This is a genomic window from Streptomyces sp. NPDC102437 (genome assembly GCF_044765565.1).
Lineage (GTDB): Bacteria > Actinomycetota > Actinomycetes > Streptomycetales > Streptomycetaceae > Streptomyces.
The window spans coordinates 44,633-56,816 of record NZ_JBIWKI010000027.1 but is presented as its reverse complement, the minus strand read 5'-3'; the positions used below and the strand labels follow the sequence as shown (position 1 = coordinate 56,816).

Genomic DNA, 12,184 nt, shown 5'->3' with positions numbered 1-12,184 from the left:
CGGGGCCCGGCCCCCGGCTCTACCCGGTGGCGGCCGTCTTGCCGACGCTCTCCACGGTCTCGACCGCCGCCTCGGTGCGCGGTACGTCCTGGGCGTCCGCGTCGATCGAGCGGCGCAGCGCCTCGTGCAGCCGGGCCGGGGTGAGCACACCGAGGAACCGGCCGGTGCTCTCCGCGTCGATGACGGCGATCCAGCCCGCGTCGTGCTGGAGCATGGTGGCGAACGCCTGCTTGAGCGGGGCGCCGACGGGCAGCCAGGCCTCCATCCGGCGGGCGTGCGCGCGCACGGTGCCATCGGCTCCGGCCCCGGCTCCGGCATCGGCTCCGGCTCCGTCGGCCGGGATCCAGCCGTGCAGATTGTCCTGGCCGTCCAGCACGACGGCCCAGCGCGCGCCCTCGGCGCGCAGTCGCTCGGTCGCCTTCGCCAGGGAGTCGTCGAGGTGGACGACGGGCGGCTGGTCGAGGTCGCCCTCCTCGATGGGGGTGACGGAGAGCCGCTTGAGGCCGCGGTCGGCGCCGACGAAGTCCGCGACATAGGGGGTGGCGGGCGCGCCGAGCACGGTGGCCGGGGAGTCGAACTGCTCGATGGAACCCTGCCCGTAGACGGCGATCCGGTCACCGAGCCGGACCGCTTCCTCGATGTCGTGCGTGACGAACAGGACGGTTTTACGGACCTGTTCCTGAAGTTTCAGGAATTCGTTCTGCAACCGTTCACGGACGACCGGGTCGACCGCGCCGAAAGGCTCGTCCATCAGCAGGACCGGCGGGTCCGCGGCAAGTGCCCTTGCCACCCCGACGCGTTGGCGCTGACCGCCGGAGAGCTGTTCCGGATAGCGGTCGCCATAAACGGAAGGGTCGAGTCCGACAAGGTCGAGGAGTTCCGCCGCGCGTTCACGTCCCTTTCCCCGTTTCCAGCCCAGGAGATGAGGAACGGTCGCGGTGTTCTCCAGGACCGTACGGTGCGGGAAGAGCCCCACCTGCTGGATCACATATCCGATACGGCGGCGCAGTCGGACGGGGTCGATGGCGGATATGTCGTCCCCGTCGAGGAATATCCGCCCCTCGGTCGGTTCGATCAGCCGGTTCACCATCTTCATGGTGGTCGTCTTGCCACACCCCGACGGTCCGACGAGCGTGACCAGTTCACCCTCGGCGACCTCGAAGGAAAGGTCGTCGACGGCGGTGGTGCCGTCCGCGTACCGCTTGGTGACGTGCTCGAAACGGATCATGGTTCCCCATTGTGACGCGTGTTCTGTGAAGGACGTGTTGCTGAAATACAACGGCCCCCGCGATTGTCAGTGGTCGAGGATAGGGTCGCCCATACATACGTACGAGACGGTGAGCGGGAGGTGGGGACGGATGGCCGCGGGACAGAACTGCCTGGTGACGAACGACTGGATCTGCGGGGAGTATCTGCGTTCCCGCAGCCAGGAGTTGACCGATGCGACGGTCCAGCACATCGGGATCACCGCGGTATCGGTGTTGATCGGACTCCTGGTGGCCTTTCCGCTGGCGCTGCTCGCGCGCCGCGGCCGCCGGTTCGCCGGACCGGTGCTCGGGCTGACCACAGTGCTCTACACCGTGCCCTCGCTCGCCATGTTCTCGCTGCTGCTGCCGCTGTTCGGGCTCTCCGCAGCACTGGTGGTCACCGGCCTGGTGCTGTATTCGCTGACCATCCTCGTGCGGAACATCCTGGCGGGCCTCGAAGCCGTACCCCAGGAGGCGAAGGAAGCCGCGAAAGGGATGGGGTACGGGCCGGTCCGGCTGCTGTGGGAGGTCGAACTGCCGCTGGCGATGCCCGCGTTGATGGCGGGCGTGCGCATCGCCACGGTGTCGACGATCGCGCTGACGACGGTCGGCTCGATCATCGGCAGGGGCGGCCTCGGCAACCTCATAGGCGACGCGCTCCCCAGCTTCTTCAAGGCCCAGGTGCTCACGGCCTCGGTCCTGTGCGTGCTGCTCGCGGTCGTCGCGGATCTGCTGCTGCTCGGTGTGCAGCGGCTGTTGACCCCCTGGACCCGAATACGCGCCGCGCACACGGGCTCGGACACCGTGGCAAAGGCGGTCTGACCATGGGAGTTCTCGGCGAGGCCTGGACCTGGCTCACCACCGGCGCGAACTGGTCGGGGGAGAGCGGGGCGGCCCACCGGCTCGGTGAGCATCTCTACGTCAGCGGCGTCGCGCTCGCCCTGGCGTGCGCGATCGCACTGCCGGTCGCGCTGTGTCTAGGCCACATCGGGAAGGGCGGTGCGCTGGCGGTCAACCTCTCCAATGTGGGGCGGGCGGTCCCGGTCTTCGCGGTGCTGGCCCTCTTCATGGTCTCGCCGCTGCGCAACGCCGGATATGTGCCGACCGTCATCGCGCTGGTGCTGTTTGCCGTGCCGCCGCTGCTGACCAACGCCTACGTAGGGATGACGGAGGTCGACCGGTCGGTGACGGAGGCGGCGCGCGGCATGGGGATGTCCGGGTGGCAGCTCTTCGTGCGGGTCGAGCTGCCGCTGGCCTACCCGATGATCATGACCGGGCTGCGCTCCGCCGCGGTCCAGGTGGTCGCCACGGCGACGATCGCCGCGATGGTCGGTCAGGGCGGCCTCGGCCGGATCATCACCGCCGGGTTCAACACGTACAACACACCGCAGGTGGTCGCGGGAGCGGTGCTGGTCGCCGTGCTCGCCCTGCTGGTGGAGGCGGTACTGGTGGGCCTGGACCGGTTGCTGTCACCGCTGCGCCGCCGCCGGACGGCCTGACGGGCGTGTGACGGCCGGGCGGAGCCTCCGGTCCCCGATTCCCGGATCTCATCCCATTCAGATTTCAGACCTGTTGCTGTGGACGGAGAACAACAATGAGCAAGACCTCGCGCATGGCCGGCGCGGTCATCGGCATGGTGGCGCTGGCCGGCTCGCTCGCCGCCTGCGGCGGCGACAGCCTGGAGAAGGACAAGGACAAGGCGGGCTCGGCATCCGCCGGCGGCTCGGGCTCCGGCAAGAAGGGTTCGCTCGTCGTCGGCGCGGCCTCCTTCACCGAGTCCAAGGTGCTCGCGGAGCTGTACGCGCAGATCCTGGGCGACGCCGGATACAGCACCTCGATCACCACGGTGGCGAACCGGGAACTGTACGAGCCGTCCCTGGAGAAGGGCGAGATCGATGTCGTCCCCGAATACGCCGCGACGATCGCCGAATTCCTCAATGCCAAGGTGAACGGCGCGAAGAAGGCCGAGAAGACGCCGGTCGCCTCCGGTGACACGGCGGCCACCGTCGCCGCGCTGGAGAAGCTTGCCACCCCGCGCGGACTGAAGGTGCTCCCGGCCGGTGCGGCCGTCGACCAGAACGCCTTCGCGGTGACGAAGGAATTCGCCGCGAAGAACAAGCTCAAGACCCTTTCGGACCTCGGCAGGTCGAAGGTCGCGGTGAAGATCGCGGCGGGTGACGAGTGCGAGGTGCGGCCGTTCTGCGCACCCGGTCTGAAGAAGACGTACGGCATCGACGTCACCGGAATCGACCCCAAGGGAGTCGGTACGCCGCAGTCCAAGCAGGCGGTCAAGGACGGCAAGGACCAGCTGGTCCTCACCACCACCACGGACGCGGTGCTGGACAGCTACGGCCTGGTGTTCCTGGAGGACGACAAGAAGCTCCAGAACGCCGACAACGTGCTGCCGGTCCTCAATGCCGAGGACGCCGGTTCGCAGGACATTGCCGACGCGCTCGGCAAGCTCACCAAGGCGCTCACCACCGAAGATCTCGCGGAACTGAACCGCAAGGTCGACGCGGAGCGTGCAAAGCCCGCGGATGTGGCCAAGGAGTATCTGCGCTCGAAGGGCATCATCGAGAAGTAGGAATCGGGGGGAATGGGGGCCGTCAGGTAACCGGGAGGGAACAGATTGCCGGGCGGCCCCCCAAGTGCCCCGTACACACGGTAAATTTCAGGCCATGCCACGTGGACGCCATCGCCATTCGCCACCTCTGCACAGAATCCTTCCGCCGTCGGCAGTCGTCGGAGTCTCGGTCCTCTGTGCCGGGAGCACCTGGCTGCTCGCCGAACCCCTGGTCCTTCGCGGTCTCGCGGCCGCCGCGGCAGCCGCCGCCGTGACCGGTGCGTATCTGATGCGCAGCTGGGACCGGGAGGCCGGCCGCCGGGTCGCGGAGCTGACGCGGGCCCGCGCCGGGGACGAGTGGCGGGCCGAGGAGCGGATCGCCGAGCTGGAGTCCGACCTGGAGGAGTCGCGGGAGCTGCGCACCCGGCTGGAGACGAAGCTGCGCCGCAAGCGCGTGGAGCTCGCCAACCTGCGCGGCGAGCACGCCGCGCTGCTGCGCCGGTACGCCACCGCCGAGACCGAGCGGGCCAGCGCGCTGGAGGGCCGCAGGCAGCTCGCGCTCGAAGCCGCCGCCACGCCCCGGGAGCTGCCCGCCGCCCGCAGCACCCCTACGCCCGCCGCCTATCTGCGGGCCGCCCAGGCACTGGAGGACCTCTCCCGCAACGGGGCGCTCCAGGAGGCGCGCCGCACCGCCGAGCAGGCCAGGGAGCGTGATCTCGCCGAACGGTCGCGGGAGGCGGAGGACCAGCGGGGCAAGCACGCCGCAGCCGAGGACAAGACCGGCGCGCAGCACCTGCGCCCGCCGACCCCGCTGCCCGCGCCCCGCCCGTCCGTCGCGCTGCCTCCGGCACGCACCGCACCGGCCGCCACCGCCGTCGCCCCGTACACGGCCTCCCGCCGCCATCCGGTGCCGCAGGGCAGCTTCGACTTCTTCGGGACGCAGAAGGCGGCGCGCGCCGCGATCGAGTCCGTGCAGAACGAGGACCTCGCCGACGTGGTGGGCGAGGAGGCGCTGGCCGCGCACCGCACGGGCAAGGCCGAGAAGCAGGCCGTCGGCGAGGTCATCGACCTGACCGCGCACGACGAGACCGAGCAGCTGGACGTGGTGGAGCTGCGCAGCGCGATCTCGTAGGCAGGCGGCCCCCGGCAGCCCCGGGGGCCGCCGGCGACTACTTGTCGATGTCGCCGACGACGAAGAAGAGCGAGCCCAGGATCGCGACCATGTCGGCGACCAGCGTGCCTGGCAGCAGCTCGGTGAGCGCCTGGATGTTGTTGTACGAGGCGGAGCGGAGCTTCAGCCGGTACGGGGTCTTCTCGCCCCTTGACACCAGGTAGTAGCCGTTGATGCCGAGCGGGTTCTCGGTCCAGGCGTAGGTATGGCCCTCGGGGGCCTTCAGCACCTTGGGCAGCCGCTGGTTGATCGGGCCGGGGGCCAGGCCGGCCATCCGGTCCAGGCAGGCGTCCGCGAGGTCCAGGGCGTTGTGCGTCTGCTCCAGCAGGCACTCGAAGCGGGCCAGACAGTCGCCCTCGGTGCGGGTGACCACCTTCAGGGTGTCCTGGAGTTCCCCGTACGCGAGATACGGCTCGTCGCGCCGGAGATCGAAGTCGACGCCCGAGGCGCGGGCGATCGGCCCGGACACCCCGTACGCGTGCACGGTCCCGGCGGACAGCACGCCCACGTCGCGGGTGCGGCCTCGGAAGATCTCGTTGCCGAGCACCAGGTCGTCGTAGACGTCCATCCGGGACCGGACCGAGGCGACGGCGTCCCGGGCCCGTCCGAGCCATCCGGCCGGGAGGTCCTCCTTGAGGCCACCGACGCGGTTGAACATGTAGTGCATCCGGCCGCCGGAGACCTCCTCCATCACGGCCTGGAGCTCCTCGCGCTCGCGGAAGGCGTAGAACACCGGGGTGATCCCGCCGAGTTCGAGCGGGTACGAACCGAGGAACATCAGATGGTTCAGGACCCGGTTCAGCTCGGCGAGCAGGGTGCGGGTCCAGACCGCGCGCTCCGGGACCTCCATGCCGAGCATGCGCTCCACGGCCATCACGACGCCCAACTCGTTGGAGAACGCCGAGAGCCAGTCATGGCGGTTGGCGAGCATCACGATCTGCCGGTAGTCGCGGGCCTCGAACAGCTTCTCGGCGCCCCGGTGCATGTAGCCGATGACCGGCTCGGCGTGCTGGATGCGTTCGCCGTCCAGGACGATGCGCAGTCGGAGCACGCCGTGGGTGGAGGGGTGCTGCGGGCCGATGTTGAGCACCATGTCGGTGCTCTCCGCCGCTCCGCCGATGCCGACCGTCGTCTCCGTCATGCGGCCAGTATCGCGCGAACGCACCAGGGCCCCGCCCCGGACCCCGCCCCGGCCGCCCGATGGCCGTGCCCGGACCCCCTCCCCGGCTGCCCGGCGGCCGGTCTCAGCCCCTTCGCTGCATCAGCCAGCCGAAGTCGCCGAGGCCGCCGCGGGCCGTCAGCTCCGCCGCCTCGCCCGCCGAGGCGAGCGCCCGTACGTAGCCGGCCGGGTCGGTCGACGCCAGGGCCAGGGGCGGGCGTTCGCCGCCGACGCCGAGGCGGTGCAGCGCCTCGCGCTGGCTCAGCAGCTCGGGCGGCGCACCGGCGAAGGACCCGGCCGCCGCGCAGGAGTCCAGCGCCACGTGCGAGGTGAGGTCGCAGCTGCCGTCCGGCACCGGCCGGACCTCGCGGCCTCCCCGGAAGCCGGTCAGGGTGCCGAACGGGGGTCGCGCGTCGCGCACATGGGCGTAGTCCACCGCCACGGCGAGCCCCCCGGCCAGCGAGGCCACCGCCCGCGCCCAGGCCTCGTCGCGGGGGCGGCCGATCTCCGCGCGGCTGCCCGGACCGGCCGACGGCCACCAGCGGCGCAGCCACTCGGCGTCCGCCCCGGTCACCGGCTCGCCCAGCCGCTCCGTACCGTCCCGGTCCCGGACCAGGACGTACCGGTCGACGCCGTCCGCGTCGGTCTCGGCGATATCGGTCGGGACGTTGTCCAGCCACTCGTTGGCGAACAGCAGGCCGTACGTGCGCGGCGGCGGTTCGGCGCACCACTCGATCCGGGCATCCAGACCGCGCGGACGGGCGGCGAGCTCCACGGCGTACGCCCGTACGGCCAGACCGTCGCCGCCCGCGGCCGGCAGCGCCGCCAGTACCCCCGTCAGCAGCTCGCCCCGGCCGGCCCCCACGTCCACCAGGTCGACCGAGCCGGTGCCCAGCTCCCGGGCCGTTTCGACCAGCAGCCGGGCGACGGCGGCGGCGAAGAGCGGGGACGCGTGGACAGAGGTACGGAAGTGGCCCGCCGGCCCTTCGGGGCTCCGGTAGAACCCCCCGTCCCCGTACAAAGCGGTCGCTGCCGCCACTTGCCACCCACGCCACTCATCCGTCACCTGTCCAAGTCTCCACCTTGGGGAGTACGGTCCCTGGAGCCGGATCGGCCCTTCGGCTGACCCGGGCGCCCCTCGCCTGTCCCTACGCTGGGTTACGTGCAGCGCCTCTACGACTTCATCCGCAGACACCCGACGGGCGTCGACTGCTTCTGGGCCGTCGTCCTCCTCGGGCTCTCCGGCATGTCCATGGTGAGTGCCCCGAGCGTCGGGGCGGGGCGCCCCGCCGCTGTTCCGATCGCCCTCGGCCTCTGCGTCGTCGTCGCGCTGCGCCGGCGCGTACCGGAGAAGATGCTGCTGCTCGCCATCGCGATGGGCGTGGCGCAACTGGTCACCGGGGTCGGCCCCGGTGTCGCGAACTTCGCCATGCTGGTGATCGTCTTCACCGTGGCCACCGTCGGGGAGCGCTGGGCGTCCCGGCTCGCGCTGGTCTGCAGCCTGGGCGCGGCGGGTGTGTCCACGCTGCGCTGGCCGCAGGAAGCACCGCAGGGCGGCTGGGCCGAGCAGACCTTCGTCGTCATCGTGCTGACCGTGCCGTTCGTGCTGGCCTGGGTGCTCGGCGACTCGATGCGGACCAGGCGCGCCTACTTCAGTCAGCTGGAGGAGCGCGCCGCCCGGCTGGAGCGGGAGCGCGAGGCGCAGTCGAAGGTGGCGGTGGCGGCCGAGCGGGCCCGGATCGCACGTGAACTCCACGATGTCGTCGCGCACAACGTGTCGGTGATGGTGGTGCAGGCCGACGGTGCGGCGTACGTCATGGACGCCGCCCCCGACCAGGCCAAGCAGGCCCTGGAGACCATCTCCAGCACCGGCAGGCAGGCGCTCGCCGAGATGCGGCGGCTGCTCGGGGTGCTGCGGACGGGCGACGCGCAGGAGAGCGGGGAGTACGTCCCGCAGCCGGACGTGGACCAGATCGAGGACCTGATCGACCAGGTCAGGCAGGCCGGCCTGGCCGTCGACTTCAAGATCGAGGGCACCCCGCGCCCGCTGCCCAGCGGGGTCGAGCTGACCGCGTACCGCATCGTGCAGGAGGCCCTGACCAACACCCGCAAGCACGGAGGCCCGGACGCGGGGGCCAGCGTGCGTCTGGTCTACTTCGACGACGGGCTCGGACTGCTGATCGAGGACGACGGGCGGGGCGCGGCGCACGAACTGTACGAGGACGGCGGCGCCGACGGCGCGGGCCACGGAATGATCGGGATGCGCGAGCGGGTCGGCATGGTCGGCGGCACGCTGGACGCCGGGCCGCGGCCCGGCGGCGGCTTCCGGATCAGCGCGCTGCTGCCGCTCAAGCCGGCCCACTAGAAGCCCGGGCGTCCGAACCGACGCCGTATCGGACGGACGCCGTATCGGGCAGACGTCGTACCAGACAGGAGACAGGACACCTCATGGCCATCCGCGTGATGCTCGTCGACGACCAGATGCTGCTGCGCACCGGCTTCCGGATGGTGCTCGCCGCGCAGCCGGACATGGAGGTCGTGGCCGAGGCGGGCGACGGCGCGGAGGCGATCGAGAACCTCCGCTCCACCGCCGTCGACGTGGTGCTGATGGACGTACGGATGCCGAGGCTGGACGGGGTCGAGGCCACCCGGCGCATCTGCGCGCAGCCGGACGCGCCCAAGGTGCTGATCCTGACGACGTTCGACCTCGACGAGTACGCCTTCTCCGGGCTGAAGGCCGGGGCCAGCGGCTTCATGCTCAAGGACGTGCCGCCCGGCGAGCTGCTCGCCGCCATCCGCTCCGTGCACAGCGGTGACGCGGTCGTCGCCCCGTCCACCACCCGCCGGCTGCTCGACCGCTTCTCCCCGATGCTGCCGAGCGGCACCGGCGAACCGCAGCACAAGGACATCGCCAGGCTCACCGAACGCGAACGCGAGGTGATGCTGCTGGTCGCCCAGGGTCTGTCGAACGGTGAGATCGCGGCGCGCCTGGTGCTCTCCGAGGCGACCGTGAAGACGCACGTGGGCCGCATCCTCACCAAGCTGAGCCTGCGCGACCGGGTGCAGGTCGTGGTCCTCGCGTACGAGACGGGGCTGGTCCGGGCCGGCGGCAGGTCGGTCTGACCCGGGCCGTGTCCGGGGTGGCCCGGCGGGTCGGTCGGACTCGGGCCGTGTCCGGGGTGGCCCGGCGGGTCGGTCGGACTCGGGCCGTGTCCGGGGTGGCCCGGCGGCGGTCAGCGCAGGATGCCTTCCAGGAAGTCACTGCCGAGCCGTGCCACCGAGGTCAGGTCCAGCTGGTGCAGCACGTACCGGCCGCGCCGCCGGGTGGTGACCAGGCCCGCCTTCTTCAGCACCGCGAGATGCCGGGAGACCTCGGGCGCGGTGATGCCGTGCGTCTCGGCGAGCTGCCCGGTGGTGTGCGGGGAGCGGGCGAGATGGCGGCAGAGCCGCATCCGCATCGGGTGGGCCAGCGCCTCCATGCGCAGCTGGAGCAGTTCAACGGAGGCGGGGGAGGGCAGCTCGGGCTGGTGCACCGGGTAGTGGATCACCGGGCGCCAGCCCGGCGCGTGCAGCAGGTTGAGGTGGGGCCAGCCGAAGGTGGACGGGATGAGCGTGAGCCCGGGGCCTACGGCGCTGGTGCGGCCCTCGCTGAGCTTGTCGGCGCTGATCCTGGTCCCGGCCTCGTCGACGCTCAGCGCCGTGGACACCGCGGCCATCGCCTCGCCGAGCCCCTTGCGCCGCAGCAGGTCGTTCTTGTGCCGGGCGTCGGCGGCCAGCTGGACCTGGACCCGGCGCCAGGTGTCCGCGAAGAACGCCCGGTCGCAGTCCTCGAACAGGCGCCGCACCCAGGCCCGCACCGGGGCCGGATCGGCCAGCAGCCGCTGGGCGAACTCCACCTGCCGGGGGCCGCGCGCCGCCGCCATGTCCAGGGTGCGGGCGCGCATCACCGGATCGGTGAGCGGGGAGGGCGCGCCGAGCCCGTACAGGCTGGTGCAGGTGAATTCCAGGGCGGCGGCGACGAACCGCTCGTCGTCGAGCCGGTCGAGGAGGTCGAGGTCCTCGGCGAGGTTCGCGCCCGTCCTGCCGTTGCCGCCGCGGACTCCGGCGAAGGCCATGAAAACGTCCGAGAACGTGTGGCGCCACAGGAAGTCGGCCTCGTGCAGCCGGTCGGCGAGGTCCGGCTCCAGCGCGCTGGCGGTCGCCGTCGCCCAGCCGTGCAGGCCGGGGTGGTGCCCCGGCTCGGAGAGGGCGTGCAGGGCCAGCCCCAGCTCGGCGAGGGGGGAGGTCTCGAAGACGATGCGGTCGGGCGCCAGCCCGGCGATGTCGATGTGCACGCTCACCCCTCCATAGTGCGGGGTGCCGGTGGGAGGCATCGCGCCATTTGACGGTGGTCGTCAATCGGCGGGCGGGCGGCGCCGGGACCGGCCCACGCTGAGGCCATGGACGCCATTCAGCAGCACATGATCGACAGCTATCGCGCGACCCAGCGGGGAGAAGTGCCGCCGCCGCTGCCGGGCCGGCACGACTGGGGAGCGGTGCGCGAGGCCCGCGACCGGCGGCGCTTCGAAGCGGTGATCGCGGGCCGCCCGGCGCGCGGCCGCCGATGGGCAGCGCTGCGGGCGCTGCTCGCCCGGAGCCGCGGAACCGGCGGTTGCGGCGCTCCCGGCCGTTCCTCCGCCGGCCCCGCGGGATCCCGCTAGACCAGGCGCTGAACGAACTCCCGTACCGCCTCACGTACGTCGTCGGCGGTCCACTCCAGCCCCTCGCGGCCCACCGTCACCTCGGTGAACGACAGTCCGGGCGGCCCGGCGGCCGCCGGGTACCACTTGCGGAAGAGGGACACGCCCGTCTCCTCCGCCTGCCGCACCGCCGCCTCGGTCAGGGCGTCGGCCCCGTACGGCAGCCACACCTGGAACTGGTGCGTGTGCGGCGGTTCCGGATGCACCCGGAACCACGGGGTGCCGGCCGCTGAGAACCCCTCGGCCAGCGCCCCCGCCACCACCTTCGCCTGCGCCACGTACGAAGCCAGCTCCGGCAGCTCCTGACCGAGGCCGATCAGGGCCGCGAGCGCCGCCGGGAACTGCTGGAAGACCTGCCCGCCGTACCGGTGGCGCCAGGTGCGGGCCTCCTCGATCAGCGAGGCGGGACCGGCCAGCGCGGCTCCGGAGATTCCGCCCAGGGTCTTGTAGAACGAGACGTACACGCTGTCCGCGAGCGCCGCGATCTCCGGCAGCTCCCGCCCGAAGTGGGGGGCGCACTCCCAGAGCCGCGCGCCGTCGATGTGCACCACCGCATCGCGCTCCCGCGCGGCCGCCACCACGTCCTCCAGCTCCTCCCACGTCGGCAGGACGAAACCGGCGTCGCGCAACGGCAGCTCCAGCATCAACGTGCCGAACGGCTCGTCGAAGTCGCGGATCTCCTGAGCCGTGGGCAGCCGGGGCGCGGTCGTCGGGTGGACGGTACGCAGCCCGCTCACCGCCTCCAGCGCGCCGCGCTCGTGCAGCTCGGGGTGGGAGAGCGGGTGCAGCGCCACCGTGGGGTTGCCGGTCCGCCCGGCCCAGCACCGCAGCGCGACCTGCTGCGCCATCGTCCCGGTCGGGAAGAACGCCGCGGCCTTTGTGCCCAGCAGGTCCGCGATCCGTTCCTCCAGCTCGGCGACGACGCCGTCGCCGTAGATGTCGGCGGGGCGGTCGAGATCGGTGACGGACCCGGCCCCGGACGCCAGCGCGGCCAGCCGCTCCCCGAGCGAGAGATTCATATGCGGCCGGACAAGGACCCGTTCGGCCGCGGCCCAGGCGTTGATCCGGCGCAGCCGCTGCGCGTCCTCCCGGGATTCCTCTCGCGGGTCCTCCCGCGCCTCCGGCCGCGACTGCGTGCCCGTGTCCGCCATGCCCTGCTCATCCGTGTCCGCCATGCGCAGCTCGTCCGTGTCCGCTGTGTCTGTCATGGGACGATCATCACGCAGCGCGCGGCCCGGACTCGCACGATTTATGGGCGCCCCCGGCCGGGGGCCGCGCACCCCGCCCGGACTTTTCCCACAGGCT

Annotated in this window: 12 protein-coding genes; 7 read left to right on the top strand and 5 right to left on the bottom strand. The window is 71.9% G+C overall.

Translation table 11 applies throughout. The annotated features are described in order from the left end of the window. Window positions 1–19 precede the first annotated feature (19 nt). Window positions 20–1,228 carry an ABC transporter ATP-binding protein gene (locus ACIRJP_RS29175; RefSeq protein ID WP_404180279.1) on the bottom strand — a complete coding sequence of 403 codons (1,209 nt, stop codon included), beginning with the start codon at window positions 1,226–1,228 and terminating at the stop codon, window positions 20–22. Window positions 1,229–1,358: 130 nt separating this feature from the next. Between ACIRJP_RS29175 and ACIRJP_RS29170 the strand changes: the two genes are divergently transcribed. The 4 genes from ACIRJP_RS29170 to ACIRJP_RS29155 all read left to right on the top strand — a co-directional run bounded on the left by ACIRJP_RS29170 (window position 1,359) and on the right by ACIRJP_RS29155 (window position 4,942). Then, window positions 1,359–2,069, top strand: coding sequence for an ABC transporter permease (locus tag ACIRJP_RS29170; RefSeq protein WP_404180276.1), 711 nt, complete (start codon window positions 1,359–1,361; stop codon window positions 2,067–2,069). A 2-nt stretch (window positions 2,070–2,071) separates the two neighbouring features. Next, the gene (locus ACIRJP_RS29165; RefSeq protein WP_404180273.1) at window positions 2,072–2,746 is read left to right on the top strand and encodes an ABC transporter permease; all 675 of its coding nucleotides are present in this window, start codon (window positions 2,072–2,074) and stop codon (window positions 2,744–2,746) included. 95 nt (window positions 2,747–2,841) lie between these two features. Next, window positions 2,842–3,831, top strand: a complete 990-nt coding sequence (locus ACIRJP_RS29160) for an ABC transporter substrate-binding protein (protein WP_404180270.1) — start codon at window positions 2,842–2,844, stop codon at window positions 3,829–3,831. Between the two features lie 94 nt (window positions 3,832–3,925). After that, entirely contained in the window at window positions 3,926–4,942 is a 1,017-nt protein-coding gene (locus ACIRJP_RS29155) for a hypothetical protein (protein WP_404180267.1), read from the top strand. A gap of 37 nt (window positions 4,943–4,979) precedes the next feature. Here ACIRJP_RS29155 and ACIRJP_RS29150 read toward each other — a convergent pair whose 3' ends face one another. After that, on the bottom strand, window positions 4,980–6,122 hold the full coding sequence (locus ACIRJP_RS29150; RefSeq protein ID WP_404180264.1) for an NADH-quinone oxidoreductase subunit D: 1,143 nt from the start codon (window positions 6,120–6,122) through the stop codon (window positions 4,980–4,982). Between the two features lie 103 nt (window positions 6,123–6,225). After that, window positions 6,226–7,206 carry an SAM-dependent methyltransferase gene (locus ACIRJP_RS29145; RefSeq protein WP_404180262.1) on the bottom strand — a complete coding sequence of 327 codons (981 nt, stop codon included), beginning with the start codon at window positions 7,204–7,206 and terminating at the stop codon, window positions 6,226–6,228. Window positions 7,207–7,302: 96 nt separating this feature from the next. Here ACIRJP_RS29145 and ACIRJP_RS29140 point away from each other — a divergent pair, with 96 nt between their 5' ends. After that, window positions 7,303–8,505: a sensor histidine kinase gene (locus ACIRJP_RS29140; protein WP_404180259.1), complete on the top strand. Its 1,203-nt coding sequence runs from the start codon at window positions 7,303–7,305 to the stop codon at window positions 8,503–8,505. 83 nt (window positions 8,506–8,588) lie between these two features. Continuing rightward, window positions 8,589–9,263 (top strand): response regulator, encoded by a 675-nt coding sequence (locus ACIRJP_RS29135; RefSeq protein ID WP_404180256.1) that lies wholly within the window; start codon window positions 8,589–8,591, stop codon window positions 9,261–9,263. A gap of 110 nt (window positions 9,264–9,373) precedes the next feature. Here ACIRJP_RS29135 and ACIRJP_RS29130 read toward each other — a convergent pair whose 3' ends face one another. Beyond that, on the bottom strand, window positions 9,374–10,474 hold the full coding sequence (locus tag ACIRJP_RS29130) for a DUF5937 family protein (RefSeq protein ID WP_404180410.1): 1,101 nt from the start codon (window positions 10,472–10,474) through the stop codon (window positions 9,374–9,376). A gap of 105 nt (window positions 10,475–10,579) precedes the next feature. Between ACIRJP_RS29130 and ACIRJP_RS29125 the strand changes: the two genes are divergently transcribed. Next, entirely contained in the window at window positions 10,580–10,840 is a 261-nt protein-coding gene (locus ACIRJP_RS29125) for a hypothetical protein (RefSeq protein WP_404180253.1), read from the top strand. Here the strand turns inward: ACIRJP_RS29125 and ACIRJP_RS29120 are convergent. After that, window positions 10,837–12,030, bottom strand: coding sequence for a threonine aldolase family protein (locus ACIRJP_RS29120; protein WP_404180407.1), 1,194 nt, complete (start codon window positions 12,028–12,030; stop codon window positions 10,837–10,839). The two genes, ACIRJP_RS29125 and ACIRJP_RS29120, sit on opposite strands and share 4 nt — an antisense overlap. Between the last annotated feature and the right edge of the window lie 154 nt (window positions 12,031–12,184).